This is a genomic window from Bacteroidales bacterium, assembly GCA_018334875.1.
Taxonomy (GTDB): Bacteria; Bacteroidota; Bacteroidia; order Bacteroidales; family UBA12077; genus JAGXLC01.
On record JAGXLC010000013.1, the window covers coordinates 1 to 18,060 of the forward strand.

24 protein-coding genes and 2 pseudogenes are annotated in these 18,060 nt (G+C 36.6%); all 26 read left to right on the forward strand.

The window, feature by feature from the left end; genetic code table 11:
• The first annotated feature begins 290 nt into the window (after positions 1 to 290).
• The 26 genes and pseudogenes from KGY70_02185 (at position 291) to KGY70_02310 (ending at position 18,015) form a co-directional block, all read left to right on the forward strand.
• Positions 291 to 635 (forward strand): hypothetical protein, encoded by a 345-nt coding sequence (locus tag KGY70_02185; GenBank protein MBS3773973.1) that lies wholly within the window; start codon positions 291 to 293, stop codon positions 633 to 635.
• A 13-nt stretch (positions 636 to 648) separates the two neighbouring features.
• Positions 649 to 1,119 carry a hypothetical protein gene (locus KGY70_02190; GenBank protein ID MBS3773974.1) on the forward strand — a complete coding sequence of 157 codons (471 nt, stop codon included), beginning with the start codon at positions 649 to 651 and terminating at the stop codon, positions 1,117 to 1,119.
• Between the two features lie 236 nt (positions 1,120 to 1,355).
• Entirely contained in the window at positions 1,356 to 1,661 is a 306-nt protein-coding gene (locus KGY70_02195; protein ID MBS3773975.1) for a DUF4160 domain-containing protein, read from the forward strand.
• Positions 1,658 to 1,942 carry a DUF2442 domain-containing protein gene (locus KGY70_02200; protein MBS3773976.1) on the forward strand — a complete coding sequence of 95 codons (285 nt, stop codon included), beginning with the start codon at positions 1,658 to 1,660 and terminating at the stop codon, positions 1,940 to 1,942. The genes KGY70_02195 and KGY70_02200 overlap by 4 nt, the downstream gene beginning before the upstream one ends.
• Before the next feature lie 262 nt (positions 1,943 to 2,204).
• Positions 2,205 to 3,329 (forward strand): Fic family protein, encoded by a 1,125-nt coding sequence (locus KGY70_02205; GenBank protein MBS3773977.1) that lies wholly within the window; start codon positions 2,205 to 2,207, stop codon positions 3,327 to 3,329.
• Positions 3,330 to 3,495: 166 nt separating this feature from the next.
• Positions 3,496 to 3,891 (forward strand): hypothetical protein, encoded by a 396-nt coding sequence (locus tag KGY70_02210; protein MBS3773978.1) that lies wholly within the window; start codon positions 3,496 to 3,498, stop codon positions 3,889 to 3,891.
• 216 nt (positions 3,892 to 4,107) lie between these two features.
• Positions 4,108 to 4,956 carry an alpha/beta fold hydrolase gene (locus KGY70_02215; protein ID MBS3773979.1) on the forward strand — a complete coding sequence of 283 codons (849 nt, stop codon included), beginning with the start codon at positions 4,108 to 4,110 and terminating at the stop codon, positions 4,954 to 4,956.
• A 230-nt stretch (positions 4,957 to 5,186) separates the two neighbouring features.
• Entirely contained in the window at positions 5,187 to 5,768 is a 582-nt protein-coding gene (locus KGY70_02220) for a zeta toxin family protein (GenBank protein ID MBS3773980.1), read from the forward strand.
• Between the two features lie 334 nt (positions 5,769 to 6,102).
• A complete protein-coding gene (locus KGY70_02225) occupies positions 6,103 to 6,420 on the forward strand; it encodes a nucleotidyltransferase domain-containing protein (protein ID MBS3773981.1) in 318 nt (105 codons plus the stop codon).
• On the forward strand, positions 6,417 to 6,809 hold the full coding sequence (locus KGY70_02230; GenBank protein MBS3773982.1) for a HEPN domain-containing protein: 393 nt from the start codon (positions 6,417 to 6,419) through the stop codon (positions 6,807 to 6,809). Before KGY70_02225 ends, KGY70_02230 begins: the two co-directional genes overlap by 4 nt.
• Before the next feature lie 249 nt (positions 6,810 to 7,058).
• On the forward strand, positions 7,059 to 7,931 hold the full coding sequence (locus KGY70_02235) for an MBL fold metallo-hydrolase (protein ID MBS3773983.1): 873 nt from the start codon (positions 7,059 to 7,061) through the stop codon (positions 7,929 to 7,931).
• Positions 7,932 to 8,271: 340 nt separating this feature from the next.
• Positions 8,272 to 8,619: pseudogene (locus KGY70_02240) on the forward strand (type II toxin-antitoxin system RelE/ParE family toxin).
• Positions 8,612 to 8,938: a helix-turn-helix domain-containing protein gene (locus KGY70_02245; protein ID MBS3773984.1), complete on the forward strand. Its 327-nt coding sequence runs from the start codon at positions 8,612 to 8,614 to the stop codon at positions 8,936 to 8,938. The pseudogene KGY70_02240 and the gene KGY70_02245 overlap by 8 nt, the downstream one beginning before the upstream one ends.
• A 201-nt stretch (positions 8,939 to 9,139) precedes the next feature.
• Positions 9,140 to 9,430, forward strand: coding sequence for a nucleotidyltransferase family protein (locus tag KGY70_02250; GenBank protein ID MBS3773985.1), 291 nt, complete (start codon positions 9,140 to 9,142; stop codon positions 9,428 to 9,430).
• Positions 9,427 to 9,777: a DUF86 domain-containing protein gene (locus KGY70_02255; GenBank protein MBS3773986.1), complete on the forward strand. Its 351-nt coding sequence runs from the start codon at positions 9,427 to 9,429 to the stop codon at positions 9,775 to 9,777. Before KGY70_02250 ends, KGY70_02255 begins: the two co-directional genes overlap by 4 nt.
• A 222-nt stretch (positions 9,778 to 9,999) precedes the next feature.
• Positions 10,000 to 10,284, forward strand: a complete 285-nt coding sequence (locus tag KGY70_02260) for a type II toxin-antitoxin system RelE/ParE family toxin (GenBank protein ID MBS3773987.1) — start codon at positions 10,000 to 10,002, stop codon at positions 10,282 to 10,284.
• Between the two features lie 12 nt (positions 10,285 to 10,296).
• Positions 10,297 to 10,602, forward strand: coding sequence for a HigA family addiction module antidote protein (locus KGY70_02265; protein MBS3773988.1), 306 nt, complete (start codon positions 10,297 to 10,299; stop codon positions 10,600 to 10,602).
• A 214-nt stretch (positions 10,603 to 10,816) separates the two neighbouring features.
• Positions 10,817 to 11,116, forward strand: a complete 300-nt coding sequence (locus KGY70_02270) for a nucleotidyltransferase family protein (GenBank protein MBS3773989.1) — start codon at positions 10,817 to 10,819, stop codon at positions 11,114 to 11,116.
• Positions 11,109 to 11,456, forward strand: coding sequence for a DUF86 domain-containing protein (locus KGY70_02275; protein ID MBS3773990.1), 348 nt, complete (start codon positions 11,109 to 11,111; stop codon positions 11,454 to 11,456). The genes KGY70_02270 and KGY70_02275 overlap by 8 nt, the downstream gene beginning before the upstream one ends.
• Before the next feature lie 225 nt (positions 11,457 to 11,681).
• Positions 11,682 to 11,918 carry a hypothetical protein gene (locus KGY70_02280; protein ID MBS3773991.1) on the forward strand — a complete coding sequence of 79 codons (237 nt, stop codon included), beginning with the start codon at positions 11,682 to 11,684 and terminating at the stop codon, positions 11,916 to 11,918.
• 8 nt (positions 11,919 to 11,926) lie between these two features.
• Positions 11,927 to 12,319 carry a type II toxin-antitoxin system VapC family toxin gene (locus tag KGY70_02285; protein MBS3773992.1) on the forward strand — a complete coding sequence of 131 codons (393 nt, stop codon included), beginning with the start codon at positions 11,927 to 11,929 and terminating at the stop codon, positions 12,317 to 12,319.
• A gap of 202 nt (positions 12,320 to 12,521) precedes the next feature.
• Entirely contained in the window at positions 12,522 to 13,538 is a 1,017-nt protein-coding gene (locus KGY70_02290) for a hypothetical protein (GenBank protein ID MBS3773993.1), read from the forward strand.
• A gap of 116 nt (positions 13,539 to 13,654) precedes the next feature.
• Positions 13,655 to 13,942 (forward strand): hypothetical protein, encoded by a 288-nt coding sequence (locus KGY70_02295; protein MBS3773994.1) that lies wholly within the window; start codon positions 13,655 to 13,657, stop codon positions 13,940 to 13,942.
• Between the two features lie 157 nt (positions 13,943 to 14,099).
• Positions 14,100 to 14,171: pseudogene (locus KGY70_02300) on the forward strand (type II toxin-antitoxin system RelE/ParE family toxin).
• A 75-nt stretch (positions 14,172 to 14,246) separates the two neighbouring features.
• Positions 14,247 to 14,552, forward strand: a complete 306-nt coding sequence (locus tag KGY70_02305; protein ID MBS3773995.1) for a HigA family addiction module antidote protein — start codon at positions 14,247 to 14,249, stop codon at positions 14,550 to 14,552.
• Between the two features lie 409 nt (positions 14,553 to 14,961).
• On the forward strand, positions 14,962 to 18,015 hold the full coding sequence (locus KGY70_02310) for a glycoside hydrolase family 127 protein (GenBank protein MBS3773996.1): 3,054 nt from the start codon (positions 14,962 to 14,964) through the stop codon (positions 18,013 to 18,015).
• The last annotated feature ends 45 nt before the right edge of the window (positions 18,016 to 18,060 follow it).

Genomic DNA, 18,060 nt, shown 5'->3' on the forward strand with positions numbered 1-18,060 from the left:
ATTCTTTAAACGAAATTATTGAATGTCACCTTAATCCATTAATGGCTAGTGAACGGCGAGAGATTGTTGTTGAAAATTTAAAGCAAATTAATGGCTTGACCGCAAAAAAATAAACGGCATACAACATGCGGTAATAAACCATTGGGGTTTAATTGGTTAAACAAATATTCTGTTCCGTTTTAAATTTTTTCACCGGCGGATAGGAATGCAGCACGCACTCCCCAACGGTTCATACCGCTATACGTTGGGGCGCAATATGAAGTAGTAAAGCGTTTAATTAAATTTTTTTTATGAATGATTTACAAATAAATAAAACGGATTTGTATAAAGAATTAGGAATGTCTCAAAGTATTCCAGAAAAGAATTTTCATGAATGGTATAAGACCTATTCAAAAAATTTAAAAAAAATTCAAAAAACAAAAAATGCTATAAAAATTAGAATAATCCTCCTATCAATATTACTTTTTATATTGTCATTCTTCATTGACTCCAATGAGCTGGGACCACAAATATTTCAATTTATATCTTTTATATTAATGGTTGGAATATGGATACTCACGAAACATGAAAGAATACATCCCGAGAAAAAGCTTTTAATTATGAAAATTTTATTTAAATCCGTTGGAAATTACTAACAATTAAAAATTTATGAAATACTCAAAAGACTTATTGAAAAAAAGGAAAAAATCAAAAGTTAGTATGGCATTTGGATTATTTGTTATAGTTATAGCGATTACATGGATTCCTCTTCATTTAATAGAAGAAGTCTCAATCTCTGGATTTGACTGGCCTTATATGTTTATTTTTCTTTTAAACGGTCTCTCTCTATTTATGGCCGGTTATGGATATTCACTAGATAGACTTATAGGCAAAGCTTTTATTGAGATTGATAATCAGGTGATTCGCATAAAAACAGATGTCTTTGATAAAGAAAAAAGTATTAGCTGGGATAAAATAAATTCAATTGATTATAAACCAAGTAAGTTTATTGTATCAAAAAGAGATAAAACAAAACTTATTTTAACAATTTCAAAACTTGAATATATAGAAATACAAGAAATTAAAAATGTGATTAGAGATATTGCCAACAAGAAAAAAATATCGATAAATTTGAATTGATTAGCAGTTAATGTAATGATTATTAGTGAAATACTGCGCCCAACAGGCTGTAATACGCCATGCGGGCGGGCTTCCAGTTTCTAAGGAGGTCGGCTTTAGTTGGGTTTTGTATCGGGGGGTGAGAACGCGTCTCCGAAAACCCCGCACGGCGCATACAGCTATACGTTGTGGCTCATGGCTAATAGACGGAAAGTGAAAGGTTATTTAAAATTTTTACCTTTGTAAAAAAAGAATCCATGCCCAAGATATTTGAATATTTAGGAATTCTTATATTTTTTTACTCAAATGAACATGAACCCATCCATGTTCATGCTAAGAAAGGAGAATTTGAAAGCAAAGCTGAATTTTATATAATAAACGGGATTATTCAAGAAATAAAGGTTTCCTCTGTAAAAGGATCAAAACCACTCAAAGGACAAAATCTTAAAGACTTTGAAACGTTTTTAGAAGTGTATGCAGATAAAATTGTAGAAAAGTGGGTTAATTATTTCGTATACCATAAAGATGTTGAATTTGAGAAAATAACAAAAAGGTTAAAATGAAAATATCAGTTGACTATAAAAAAGAAGAAACCAAGAGCCTTAAAATTGAAAAGGCAAATTACATTGGTGATTTTGCTATTAGAATTAAGTTTAATGATGGAACTGAAAAACTAGTCGACTTCAAACCTTTCCTAACCAGGTCGGTGCATCCTTCCATAAGAAAATATCTAGACGAACGGCTTTTCTCAAATTTTAAAATAATCGACGGTAATTTGAATTGGAATGATTATGATATGATTTTTCCAATTTGGGATTTATATAAAGGAAAAGTCGATAAATAAAGCCACGCCACAGAGCCACAACATGCTGTATAAACAATTGGGGCTAAATGTCTTGATCAGGGTAAGTCAAAATAGCAACATCTCTACTTGGGGGATTGGATCCAGGTAGTCCTTCCCCAACTGTTCATACAGCTTTCCGTTGGCAACAAGGCTCAGTGGAGACAGGTATTTAAATAAACGACAAAAAATTAAATAACGGAGTTTCTTATTTAAGAAAATTGCAAAAAACTTAAATAGTGACTATCTTTGTTTAAAAATTCTAATGAAAAATTACAAATCCGGTCAATATATCAATCAGGGATACTATAAAAGTTTCCAACCAACTTCGATAAATAAACAATTGCATATCGATGATATGGAGGTAATGCAATTGCTTAGTCAGGCAGATAGAGAATTGGGCAGGCTTGATATGTATTCAAAATATATTCCCAATATTGATTTGTTTATTAGCATGCATGTTGTAAAGGAAGCAACCCAAAGTAGCAAGATTGAGGGAACACAGACAAATTTGGATGAAGCCCTTTTAGACAAAGAAGATATCCCTATTGATAAGAGAGATGATTGGGAGGAAGTGCAAAATTATATTAGTGCACTGGAATGGGCCATAAAGGAGTTAAATGAATTACCCTTCTCTTCCAGATTGATAAAAGAAACACATAGAGTACTTTTACAGGGAGTTCGTGGAGAGAAAAAACAACCCGGCGAATTCCGAACGAGCCAAAATTGGATTGGTGGGACAACGCTAAACGATGCAACATTTATTCCACCTGTTCATGCATCTGTGCCTGAATTGATGAGTGACATAGAAAAATTCATTCATAATAATGAGATATTTGTGCCCGAGTTATTAAAGATTGGACTTGTTCATTATCAGTTTGAAACGATTCACCCATTTTTAGACGGGAACGGAAGAATAGGAAGATTATTAATACCACTTTATTTAGTAAGCAAAGGGATATTACAAAAACCGATTTTGTATTTATCGGAATTTTTTGAAAAAAATCGGCAGTTATATTATGATAATTTGATGATTGTAAGAAAGAAAAGCAATCTTTCACAGTGGTTTAAGTTTTTCCTTATTGGAATAATTGAGACATCAAAAAATGGAATAAAGACATTTGATAATATATTAAAATTACAGAAGCAGGTTGAATCGGAGATACAGAGATTAGGAAGTAGAGTAACTAAAGCAAAAAAAGTAATTGATTATTTATATCAACGACCGATTATAGATGCAGAAAAAGTTAGTGAAGTAGCCGAAATATCGATGCCTTCTTCGTATAAACTGATTACAGATTTAGAGAAAATGGATATATTGAAAGAGGTAACTGGTGGAAAGAGAGGGCGAACTTATGTATTTGAAAATTATTTAAGATTGTTTAGATAAGAAAAATCGCCCAGTTGCCAACACGCGGTATAAAAAATTGCCGAAACAGTAGGTTATTCAAGGGTTGTAGCCCGCTTCAACTTTTGTGTAACTTGACAGGAAATCGCCTGCAATCGGCAACTTTTCATACCGCAAACCGTTAGCAACAAATTAAAAACAAAATGTTATGAAAAATTTAATGACTATAGTTTTAATGATTATTCCGTTGACAATTTTCGCTCAAACTGAAAATTTAGAAGGAAAATGGATTTCTGAATCAGAAACAACTGACGGAGAGATAATCGCGTATGAATTCTTTAATAATAAAACACTCAAAATGTTCTTTGATGGGAAGGAATTGCCGACTGTAAAACCGATTGAATATAAACTGGTGAATAATAATGACCGGACGGAAATTGAAATTGAATATGTAAGTACCTGGAATAGTTCGACTGAGAAAATGTATGGATTAATCGAATTTTTGAAAGACGGAAAAATTAAAATGGAATTTTTCCCTTTTGACGAACAAGTTGATAAGAAAAATGATTTTTCCGATGAAGCATTAATATTTAGACGGGAATAAAATCTGTTGCTAACACGCGGTCATAAAACATTGGGGGGCGAGGTGATTATTCGAGCCTCGGTTCTCGCATCAAGGGCTGTTGTATCTTGATAGTGAAGTAGCTCCGAAATCCCCAACGTTTCATACCGCCAACCGTTATACGCCATCTCCTTTAAAGAACATAATGTTGCAATTAATAGAGTAATAAATATATAAAAATAAGAAAGGCAGTTTGCTATGAATGTTTCACAATTACCCCAAGATCAATTTACACATATTGATTTTGTTAACACACGTTATTGGACAATTGGTGATAATGAGACTCCTTTAATATTGGTTCATGGATTGGGAGGATATGCAGAAAATTGGATGTACAATGTTTCAGTTCTTGCTAAACATTTTAAAATTTATGTATTAGATCTGGTTGGATTTGGTAAAAGTGATAAACCTGAAGCCCTATATACATATGATTATTTTGCTAGGTTTGTGCACGATTTCATGGAAAAGATGCACATTGAGAAAGCCCACTTGATTGGTCATTCACTAGGTGGAGGTATTGTATTGCAATTTGCGCTTAAATATCCTGAAAAAGTAAAAAAACTTGTTATTGTAGCAAGTTCGGGTTTAGGAAAAAAGGCTTCCATGATTCACAGAATAACATCCCTTCCAATCATAGGTAAATACTTAACGAAACCTAGCCAAAAAGGAATATCTAGGCTCTACGAATCAATGGTATATAACAAGGAAGTAATAACAGAAGAAATGGTTGAATTAGGTTATCAAATGTTTGCATTACCGGGGGCTCAGAAAGTATATTTATCAACTACCCGGGCAGCAATTAATTTTTTCGGACAGAAACAAAAAGCAATCAATCCAATCAGGCACAACCTTCAACTTATTGAATCTCCAGTGATGGTTATATGGGGTCAACAGGATAAGATTCTCCCTTTATCACATGCATATATAGCGAAGAAACAAATTAAAAACGTTATCCCTCATCTTTTCGATCAGTGTGGTCATCTGCCAATGGTAGAACATCCGGAAGAATTTAATATTTCCGTTGATCAATTTTTGGTTAATCAATAAAAAATATGATATTATGATCAATTACGGACGTATAACAGGCTATATACAAAATGCTGGCATTCGTCATGAAGTCTACGTTTGGTGGCTTTAGCAAAATTTCGTATCGGGGGATGAGAACGCGTCTTCGAAAACCCCGCACGGCGCATACAGCTTTCCGTTATAGGTAATGCTAAGAAGGGTTAATTACGGTAATTTGTATGAATTGATTATCTTTGAGAAAAAGACAATTAATGCCAAATTTATATGTGATAGCAGGTTGTAACGGTGCTGGGAAAACAACGGCTTCCTATACTGTATTGCCAGAAATATTAGATTGTGAAGAATTTATAAATGCAGACGAAATAGCCAGGGGCCTTTCTCCGTTTAATCCAGAGAAAGCTGCTATAGAGGCAGGTCGTATAATGCTGAAGAAGATAAGTGATTTTATAAAAAGGAATTATGATTTTGCTTTTGAGACAACTCTAGCATCGAAAAATTATTTAAAAACCATTGATAGAGCTAAGAACAACGGATACGAAATTACTTTACTGTTTTTTTGGTTAGATTCAGTAGAATTAGCGGTTGAAAGAGTTAAATCACGTGTTGCAGAAGGCGGACGCAATATTCCTGAAAAAGTCATTAGAAGGAGATATTTCTCTGGCATAAAAAACTTATTTGAATTATATATACCTGTTTGTGATTATTGGATGATTACAGATAATTCTAATCCTAATTTAAGATTAGTTGCGGAAGGAACACAAAAAGAAATAATTAAAATTGAAGATAATTCTATTTTTAATTTAATGAAAAGATTAAGCCATGGCCAAAAGTAATATAACTAAGAGGGAAAAACTGATCAAAGGGCTTGAATTATATTATCAGAAATTGATAAAAAATAAGATAGCCACTAATTCAGATTTAGTAGTTTCAGAAAATGGAAAGGTTGTACATATAGATCCCAAAAAATATCAAAAAAAATAGCACTACCTATAACATGCTGTGTAAACAATTGGGGTTGAGTAGCTTGTCCGATTCAGATCAAAATAGCAATATTTCTACCCGGGGATAGGACTCAGTTAGTCCTTCCCCAACTGTTCATACAGCTTTCCGTTGTGCCCAATTGGTAAGAAGATTGGAAAATGCCTCAGAATTGATTAATTTTGAAGTATGGCAACAGATAAGGAAATACTGGAAATGATTAAAAAATCGGTGAAATCCAAAGCCTCCAATGCAATTGTTATTTTATATGGATCCAGGGCAAGAGGAGATAACCGTGCTGATTCAGATGTTGATATATTGATCCTGCTTGATCAAAAAAGAATATCAAGGGAAGATGAAAAGCGTGTAAAGTACCCCCTTTATGATATCGAATTCGAGACTGGAAAAATAATCAGTCCTTTGGTTCTTACAAAATCAGATTGGGAATCTCGCCATAGAATCACTCCTTTCTACGATCGAGTAAATGAAGAGGGAGTTGTACTATGAATGAACAGGAAAGGAAAGAACTTGTCCAATATCGCATCAACAGAGCAAAAGATACCCTTAAAGAAGTAAACATTCATGTTGAGAATGAACTCTGGAGTACTGCCGTTAATCGATTATATTATGCTTGCTATTACGCAGTAAGTGCTCTATTGCTACAACATAAAATTAAAGCTCAAACTCATGCAGGGGTTCGGCGGATGTTCGGGTTACATTTTGTCAAAAAGGGTTTAATAGACAAAGATCTAGCTCGATTTTATACTGATATTTTTGATAAGAGGCAAACAAGCGATTATGATGATTTTATAGAATTTTCCCGCGAAGAAGTTGTTAGCCTGATACCCTCCGCAGAACAGTTAATTGAAGAAATAGAAAAATTACTTGTTGATTAACTTCTAATCCCCCAAAAATAAAAATCCAACTGGGCACAACATGCTGTATGCACCATGCGGGCGTATTTACAGAAGATTCAGCATTCGAATTTAGCAAAAATATTTACCAAGGCAATAGATCATACTTCTTTCATCCAGCACGGTACATACAGCTATACGTTGTGCGGCATGCTATGGCTGCTGATAGGATTTATATGGTTTATTTATTCTTAATAGATTAGAGCAAATAATAATAAAAAAGGAGTAAATATGAAAGCAAAAATATTAAACCTGTTCAGTAATGTGACATTAACCAATACGAAACTTAAGGGTGGTCATGGACAAAGTTTTCTGATTAATATTGGCGAAGAAAAAATACTCTATGATACAGGATTAAATAGCGAAACTCTATTAAACAATATGAAAACTTTATCCATATCTCCTGATGAAATTACGAAGCTAATTTTGTCACACGGTCATATTGATCATACAGGAGGTTTGCAAGGATTTCTTGACAAAAGAATTACAAATCAAACTTTAACTTTGATTGCGCACCCTGCCTTTCGTGAAAAAAAAATATATAAGATTTTAGGTCTTATAAAAAAATCAATTACCTGCCCTGCCTTAACAGATAGCCAGGAAAATAAATTGGAGATGCTATTAACGATGGACCCTGTACAAATCACTCATAATTTACAAACAACAGGTGAAATAGCAGAAAGAAATGAAAAATACGGCTTGGAGCCCAATGCATTTCATCTTGAAAATGGTAAATATGTTGTCGATCCTGTGAAAGATGATTTAAGCCTTATTTTAAGTACTGAAAAAGGCGAAGTTATTATAACCGGTTGTGCACACAGCGGAATATTGAATATCTGTGATTACGTAAGGAGAAAAACTAATAATAAGATACATGCTGTTATTGGCGGCACACATATGGTGCGTTACTCAGAGGATGAGGTTAAATATGTTGCTACCAGGTTAAAAAGTGAGTATAATAATCCTGATCTCTATCTTAACCATTGTACTGATTATTTCCCGGATCCTTTTGTTAAAAAAACAAAAGCAACAGATATATTAAGAAAAGAATTAGGACCAGATAAGATTAAAGACTGTTTTGTAGGAACAGTGATCGAATTTTAACTTTATATAATTTTTAGGTTATAGAATGAAACTCTTGACTTAATTAAATTTAAACATGGAGAAACTTTGAATAATTAAAAAGGTTAAAGAATGCAGTATTTTGTTAATGAGCATCGTTTTAATAATACTTTAGCAAGACCGCACAACATGCTGTAATACGCCATTTGGGCAGGCTTCCAGCGTCTAAGGAGGTCGGCTTTAGCTGGGTTTTGTAACGGGGGATGAGAACGCGTCTTCGAAAATCCCGCACGGTGCATACAGCTATACGTTGTAGGTAATTGAATAAACACGCCAACTGTTTCCCAATAAGGAAATTTTTCTTAACTTTGTAGAAAAAAGGATGGTAAAACATGAGGTTCAATTTATGGAACCTGCATAGGATTTCTTAGATGATTTAGATGATAAAACTAGAGAAAAGGTAATATTTAACATTTGGAAATCACGGGAAACAAATGATCCAGAATTATTTAAGAAGTTAACAGATGAAATCTGGGAATTTAGAACTAGATATAAGGGTAAACAAATTAGGCTTCTTGCCTTTTGGGATAAAATTAAATACACAAAAACCCTTGTCATTGCAACCCATGGATTTCAGAAAAAGGCTCATAAAGTTCCAAAGAAGCAAATCGATAGGGCAATAGAGCTACGTAAATTGTATTATGAACAAAAAAGCAGCAGAGATGGATAAGAAAAAGATGAAAACATACACCCTGGAGGAACTTACTGATCAATATGTTGGGAAAAAGGGAACCGCCAGACGAGATAAATTTGAATTTGATCTTAAGCTTGATATTTTGGGTAATATGATAAAAAAAGCCCGGAAAGAGCAGAATTTAACCCAGGAGCAACTTGGTCGTTTAGTTGGTGTACAAAAGGCTCAGATATCCAAAATAGAAAATAATGCGAAAGATGTAAGATTTTCCACTGTAATGAAAGTATTTGAAGCCTTAAAGGCAAAAGTTAAAATGACCATTGAATTTGATTCTAATTCTCATATAGAAATCTAAGGATAATATTCAACTACCTACAACATGCTGTATAAACATGCGGTCGGGCTTCCAGCAGATTCTGTCTCCAAGTTTGACAAAATTTTTTACCAGGGCAAAAGTTCATACCTTTTCATCCCGCACAGATTCATACAGCTTTCCGTTGCCGCCAATATTAAAATAGCTTAGCTGTATTCCAGTGAATTCATTATATTTGTCTTTATGCAAACTCAAGATTTCATAGAAAAGAAATTGAAGGAATTAAAACCTTATCTTGCTGAGAAGTTCTATGTCAATAAGATAGGGTACTTCGGGTCGTATTCTCAAAATAAGCAAAATGAAGAATCCGACATTGATATATTGGTTGAATTTAGCAGACCTATTGGATGGGAATTTTTTGACTTGAAAGATCTTCTTGAGAAGGAACTTAAAACAAAAGTTGATTTAGTTTCCGTTGGTGCTCTTCGGAAACAATTAAAGAAATCCATTTTGAGCCAAACTCATTATGTATGAGCAAAACGGGAAGAAATTATAAGATATATTTGGAGGATATCTTAACCTCGATGTTAAGAATCGTAGAATATATTGGAGATAGGAACTTTGAGGAATTTAAAAATAATAATATGGTTGTAGATGCTGTTGTGAGAAATTTTGAAATCATTGGCGAGGCATCAAACAATTTACCAGATGAAATAAAAGATAAATATCCTGAAATCCCCTGGCGTAAGATGTATGGACTGAGAAATCTTGTATCTCATGAATATTCTGGGATTGATTACGAAATGATATGGGAGATTGCCAAGAAAAACCTACCTGAAAATATAGAAGACTTCCGAAAGATAATTGAGAAAGAAAAATAATACTGGCGGTAACATGCTGTATGTACTATGCGGGCGGGCTTGCAGACGATTAGGCAGTCAAATTCAGCAAAAATTTTTACCAGGGCAATAGGTCATACTTTTTACATCCCGCACGGCGCATACAGCTATACGTTGTGGTTCATTTATAAGAGAGACTACAGAGAATCTTGCAAAGTTAAAATAAATTGCTTATCTTTGGCGTTAGTAACGTAATATGAAAGCATGATTGTTTCATTTGGCTCAAAGGATACAGAAAAAATCTGGCAAGGAGAAAGAGTTAAGAAGATTCCATTGGAAATTCAAAAAGTTGGCAGACGAAAATTAAGAATGTTGAATAATTCCCAGAACCTGTCTGATTTGAGAATTCCACCATCAAATAGATTAGAAAGGCTCAAAGGAAAAGAAAAAGGTTACTATAGCATACGGATTAATGACCAATGGCGAATAGTTTTTAAATGGGAAAACAATCATGCCCATGAAGTCGAGACTACTGATTATCATAAATGAAATCCATAAAAGATGAGTAAATTACCCAATGTACACCCAGGAGAAGTTTTAGTTGAGGAATTCCTTAAGCCAATGGATATTAGTGCCTATAGATTGTCCAAGGAAATAGGAATACCCCAAACAAGAATTTCTCAGATAATTAAAGGTAAACGTCGTATCACTGCTGATACAGCATTAAGGTTAAGTGCTTTCTTTGGAAATACCCCAAAATTCTGGCTTGGTCTTCAGGATGACTATGACCTTGAAGAAGAATCCCACCGTAATAATGATTCCCTGAAAAGAATTAGGGATAATCGTACTCAAAAGACCGAAAAATAAACGAACCACAACATGCTGTAATACACCATGCGGGCGTTTCGGCTTGATGTCTAAATTTTGTGGCTCAAGCCAGGTTTTGTATCGGGCGTCAAAAACACGTCTTCTAAAATCCCGCACGGTGCATACAGCTTTCCGTTGTGGGTAATGGTAACAAGAGGTCAAGTGATGGTGGTAAAATCTCAAAATAATTGTATATTTGGATAAAATGACGGTTATGAAAGACTCTTCACAAATACTTGCATACTTGTCAAAGAACAAGTACCGATTGATGAAAAAATATCATCTCACCAAGCTAGGAGTTTTTGGGTCAGTTGTGAGGGGGGATCAAACTGATGATAGCGATATTGATCTAATTGTTGAATTCGACGATAACGTGAAGGATTTATATTTGGTGAAGAAACAATTAAGGGAAGAGATTAAGAAGCATTTTAACAGACCGGTTGATATATGCCGAGAAAAGTATATAAAGACCAGAATTAAGGACCATATCCTATCCCAGGCCCGATATGTATAAAATGTCCCATAAAGATTTTGCCAGCGTTGTTTCCATTCTTGATTCGATTGAAAAGATAATGGATTACACTTCCTCATTTAATAATGCTGATGAATTTTATGCGGATACAAAGACTTTTGATGCAGCCATGATGAATTTCATTGTTATTGGTGAAATGGCCGACAAACTCTCCGAGGAGATAAAAGATGAAACTAAAAACCAAGTTGATTGGGGCAAAGTAATAGGATTCCGAAACATTATTGCCCACAATTATTTTGGAATAGATGCAGAAGAAGTCTGGCAAATAATTCAAACAAGCCTTTCTAACCTACAAGAAACATTGCGAGATTACGTGGATTAATTTAAGGTCCAAAAATGCCACAACCCACAATATGCTGTAAACCCCATGGGGGCAATGAGTCAAATGTAATGATAATCAATCGATTTTATAGAATACCAGCCCAAAGGGGTGTTGCCTCGCACAACCCCGCACGGCGCATACAGCTGACCGTTAGCGGTTATTGCCCAAAGAGTCCAACAAAAGTTTTAAAAATTCGTTATATTTGTTAGAAATAAGGAAGGGATTATGGGATTCAAGACAATTAACATAAAGAATAAAAAGGGATTTCAAGCCATTCGAATCCCAAAACAGATGAAAATAGATGATGACAAGGTTTACCTTAAAAAAATAGGTAATGCTCTCTACATTATACCTTATCATAAGCCTTGGCAAAATCTGTTCGACAGCCTCGAGTCATTTACGTCTGACTTCATGGATGAAAGGAAACAGCCAGAAGATCAACCAAGAGAATCTCTCGATTAATGGACTAGCTGCTCGATACGAACATCTGCATCTATATTATCAAAAAGCGCCCTGATAAAGTATTACAAAAGTTTGAAAGTTTATCCGTTGGTTCGGTCGCTGTATCCTCAATAACCCTTGCAGAGCTTCATTATGGAATAATGAAAAGCTCAAATCCAGAAAGAAATCAAGAAGCTCTTAATAAATTTCTAACTCCCCTGGAAATTGTTGATTTTGATTATTTTGCCACTTTAGAATATGGTAAATTTCGTGCTGAACTTGAAAAGAACGGAACACCTATTGGTCCACTTGATACCCTAATTGCTTCCCATGCGAAAAGCCTTAACCTTACCTTGGTGACAAATAATGAAAAAGAATTCCAAAGGATACAGGAATTAAACATAGAAAACTGGACCAAATAAAAAAAGCAACAAACCGCTAACATGCTGTATAAACGATTGGTGTGTAGTTAGTTATGCTGAAACTGTCAATATACCAATATTTCTAACCGGGGAATGGGCTCCAGGTAGTCCGTCCTCAACTGTTCCTAAGGCTTTCCGGTGTAGCCAATGGAAAGAAAACTGTGACATAATAAGTAAAATTTTACATTAAAATTAGCATACTATGAGAAGAAGTATTTTCACTCTAATTTTGTTTGGGCTTGTTTTTTCTCTTCCCACAAGTGCACAAGAGAATTCATCATCAGTTGAAAAGCTACGAGACCTTATTCAAAAGGATTACTTTACCCTCAACCTTTTATTACAAAATGAGGGGCGGTTTTCCTTTAAAGATGATGATTTTCAAGGTGGCAGAACCTTTAGCACTCCCAATGCCAGAATTAGCCTTAAAGGGAAAATTGATGGTGGGTTCTTTTACCGATTTTATCTGGATGCTGCTCCTGAACCAACTCTATTAGATGCCTATATCGGTTATAAACTTCATGATGCCCTTAGTATTTCGGTAGGCTCTATGAAACCCAGGCAAACGTTGGACTATATTCCCAGTCCTGCTGACCACAACTTTGTTGACCGTGCCACAATGACAGGATTATTGGTTGGTTCCCGTGAGATTGGCATTTCCGCAACTGGCGATATAGAGGGCTTCTACTACTACACAGGTCTGTTTAACGGTAACCGTTTGAGCACTAATAATAACAACAAATTTTACGGTATAGGCAGAATTCAGTACACCGTGGACAATTCAATCCTGAGTAATCTGCAATTTGCCGTTAGTGGATCACACGGTTATTCCGAAGGAACAGTGAGTGGTAGTAGTGGACCATTATTACGGGGGAAACGCACGATTATTGGTTCCGACGTTGAGGTTGAATGGGACAGACTATACTTTGCTGCAGAATACCTGCAAGGCGAACTGGAAACGTATGATATACGTGGGGCGAAAGAAATAATCAGTGGTTATTACCTGACAGGCGGAGTGCATTTAAACGATAAAGTAATGACATTGGCTCGATGGCAATCATGGTGGTATAAAGAACAGAAAACCACAGAACAAAAACTGACATTTGGCACCAATGTTGATTTTACTGATATTACAGGCTTAACATTAAATATTGATGCTTATATGCCGAATCAAGGCGACACTGAACTTGGGGCTTCATTTATCTTACAGGTAGTTTTTTAGATATACCAACCTTTAGAGCTAACTGGATTACTACTTTTTAATTGGAAATGCATTTTCTTGCATAAAGGAGTAAGCCGAAAATCCTTAAGAGTAGGCATTTTACTAACTTAATAATTATGGACATGGACAAAGAAAATTTCAAAAAAGAAGCAAAAAAAAGTCTAAATGACGTGATTGCTAAGATTGACGAACTGGAAGCTAAAAAGGATAAAGCTAAGGCAGACTCTAAGGCTGAGTATGAAGAAAAGCTTTCGAGGTTGAAATCCCAGAAAGATGACCTGCAAGCTAAGTATGATGTGCTTATGAAAGCCTCTGATGAAAAATGGGAAGAAGTGAAAAACGCTTTTTCTTCATCAGCAGATTCATTTAAAGAGGGGTTTTCAAAAATTTCATCACTTTTTTAGATTTATGGGAGCATTTGGGCATAACACCCAATTGCTCCTGATTAACCTTTGAATAGTTTTGGGACATGAGAAAATATACTATTTTTTTGGAATGAATTGAAGGCAACTTTTTGGTTTTCCCCTGTCCTGATAATTCTTTCAATCCTGCTGGCAATCATCAAATAGATTAGAAAGGCTCAAAGGAAAGGGAAAAGACATTTACAGCATCCGGATTAATGACCAATGGTGAATAATTTTTAAATGGGAAAGCAATCATGCCCATGAGGTCGAGATTACTGATTATCACAAATGAAATCCATAGAAAATGATTAGATTACCCAATATCCACCCAGGAGAAATTTTAGTTGAGGAATTCCTTAGGCCAATGGATATTAGTGCCTATAGATTGGCCAAGGAAGTAGGCATATCCCAAACGAGAATTTCTCAAATAATTAAAGGTAAGCGCCGTGCCACTGCTGATACAGCTTCAAGGTTAAGTGCTTTCTTTGGTAATACTCCAAAATTTTGGCCTGGTCTTTGGAATGACTATGGCCTCGAAGAAGAATCCCACCACAATAATGATACCCTGAAAATAATCAGGGACATTCGTACCCCAAAGACAGAAAAATAAACCAACCACAAGGTACACCATGCGGTCAGGATTCAAGTATCTTGAGTGGGCGAATTCAGTCTAATTTTTCACCAGGGGGTAGGTTCACCCTTCTTTCCTCCCGCACGGCGCATATAGTTAATCGTTAGGCATAAATCAACATATCAGTGTAACCGATAAACGACTGTTGCCACCATCAAAGCTGCAGAAATGAAGGAAAATTATAAAAATCAGTTTTCTATCTAAATAAACATAAAAACCATTTTCTGACATTAGTTGGATTTTGATGCGATAAACGATATAAAATTTAGAATTTTTAACTACTCAAGGCCATTTTACTGGACTTTAATAATATCTTTGTTCATTTAGAACTTGAAAATTATTAATCTTACTTTATTGATTATTGAGCACAACTAAAATGAAGTTAATTATGAAAAAATACAAGCTGTTCGTTGGAATAACACTAAGTTTTTTTGCTTTGGGTACAACTTCGGTATTTGCACAAGGAGGTGATCAAATGTTAGACGGAATTGGAGAGACAGGATTAATTGCCCGCTATACCTTGAAAGAGGATGTAAAGGACTGGTCCCGTAACAACCTGCATGGCAGCGTGCAAGGCTCTGATTTCAGGTTTGTAGAAGACCCCCAGTTCGGTCATGTCATTTCTTTACCCGAAGATGGTGAAGCATTTATTTCAATCCCGGGCGAATCAGTGACAGGAGAAGAATCACTGAGTATCACCGGATGGATTTACCTGCGTTCTGCGAAAAGCGGGCAGCTGTTTTTCGATTGTGGAAAAAACAGCCAGTCGCATTTCTTTGCTGCTCCAGCAGGTACTCAGGATAAAAAGGGGTATCAGGCTCAAATCCTGACTGAATCTGATGCCTATGTTGCCAGTTCACCAGCGGCGGCAGTTGATAAATGGAACCATTTGGCCGTTGTGATCGATGTTCCCTCCCAAACATTGAGCACATACCTGAATGGTGACCTTGTGGGCAAGACAGAGAACGTAGAGCTGGAACTGGAAGACCTCTTCGGGAACCATTCAGGAGAAAATGAACTCTATATAGGAAAGTCACTGGCTGTTGGTAATACGTATTTAGATGCCAAATTGCACGATTTCCGAATCTATAGAATTCCTCTAAGTGAAAGACAAATTGCCAGGATTCACGATAATGCTTTGAAAAAGGAAGAAGAGGTAGTCAGCACAAGAGATGAATCAGACCGGGATCTTCCAGCGTTTTCCGAAACATCTCCTCAGTTGTATAATGCATATCTCACCAGCGTTCCGGATATTCAAGTGGAGACCACAGTGGGGAATCTTCCCAGATTACCACGTTATGTACAGGGCGTTTACAGCAACAATATTGAAGGGCCGGATGTAAGGGTGCTCTGGCCGGCACCTGAAGATAATAGTCAGGTGCTTACCCCAGGCACATATACAGTAACAGGAAAGGTTGCCGGAACAGACATACAACCCAATGCGATTGTCACAGTTAAACAAGCTAAAGAGCCTGCTGCACCGGATCGCAGTCTGGAAGCTTTTAATTTGGATCAGGTTTTATTAAACACGGATATTCATAGTCGCAAAACAAAATTCATAGAGAACCGTGATAAATTTATAACAGGCCTTGTCAATACAAATCCTGACAATTTTCTTTATATGTTTCGCAATGCCTTTGGACAGGAACAGCCTGAAGGAGCTGAACCACTGGGGGTATGGGACAGTCAGGAAACGAAACTGCGCGGTCATGCTACAGGCCATTATCTTAGTGCTATAGCCCAGTCGTATGCGAGTACCGTTTATGATGCCTCGCTCCAGGCCAATTTTGCTGATAAGATGGAATATATGGTCAATACCCTGTATGAATTATCACAGATGTCCGGTCAACCCCAAACAGTCGGAAGCGAACATGTGTCAGACCCGACAGCTGTGCCACCTGGTCCGGATGCATCAGGCTATAATTCCGATTTGAGCAAAGAAGGTATCCGAACGGATTACTGGAACTGGGGCAAAGGCTTTATCAGTGCCTACCCGCCAGACCAGTTTATCATGCTGGAAAAGGGTGCCAGCTATGGAGGCGATGATACTCAAATCTGGGCACCCTACTATACCTTGCATAAAATTCTGGCCGGGCTGATGGATATTTATCAGGTCAGTGGCAATGAAAAGGCGCTGGAAATAGTAGAAGGGATGGGTGACTGGGTATATGCCCGTCTGAGCCAGCTGCCAACCGACACACTCCTAAGCATGTGGAACAGATATATTGCAGGAGAGTATGGGGGAATGAACGAAGCTATGGCAAGGCTGTATCGGCTGACCAACGAACCTCATTATCTGGAAGGTGCACAGTTATTTGATAACATTAAGGTGTTTTTTGGTGATGCGGATCATTCCCACGGACTGGCCAGGAATGTAGATCTGTTTCGTTCTTTACATGCCAACCAACATGTTCCCCAGATTAAGGGGGCACTGGAAACCTATCGCGTTTCTAAGGATCCGGAATATTATCATATAGCGGATAATTTCTGGAATAGGGCCACTCATGATTATATGTACAGCATCGGAGGAGTGGCCGGAGCACGTAACCCCAATAACGCGGAATGCTTCACAGCTGAACCGTCCACCCTTTATGAAAACGGCTTCGCCGCTGGTGGCCAGAATGAAACCTGTGCAACCTACAATCTGCTCAAATTAACCAGAAGCCTTTTTCTCTTTAATCAGCGTGCAGAGTTAATGGATTATTACGAGCGTGGACTTTACAATCACATTCTTGCTTCTGTTGCCGAGCACTCCCCTGCCAATACTTATCACGTGCCTTTGAGACCAGGTTCTATCAAACGGTTTGGTAACCCGGATATGACAGGTTTTACCTGTTGTAACGGTACGGCTCTGGAGAGCAGTACAAAACTTCAAAACACTATTTATTTCAAAAGTCCAGACAACCAGGCTTTGTATGTGAACCTGTATGTGCCTTCCACATTAAAATGGACGGAAAAGAATATAACTGTTACGCAAACAACAGCTTATCCAAAAGAAGACCACACCCGGCTAACCATTCAGGGCCATGGCAGGTTTGATCTGAATGTACGTGTGCCGCATTGGGCAACCAAAGGATTTTTTGTGAAGATCAATGGCCAGGAAGAAAAGGTTCAGGCTGAGCCAGGAAGTTATCTTACTTTAAGCCGTCAATGGAAAGACGGGGATACGGTTGAGTTGCGCATGCCGTTTCAATTTCATTTAGATCCGGTGATGGATCAGCAAAATATCGCCAGTTTGTTTTACGGCCCCGTTTTACTGGCAGCTCAGGAGTCAGAGCCACGGACCCAATGGCGTAAGATGACATTCGATGCAGAAGATATCAGTAAATCGATATCAGGTGATCCTGAACAATTGAGGTTTACCATCGATGGGGTAGTTTTTAAACCTTTTTATGAAACATATGGCCGTCATTCGGTTTATCTGGATGTTACATTAAAATAGTACTGAGGTTAGTTAAATAGAAACCATAAAATCAGGTAAAGTTTT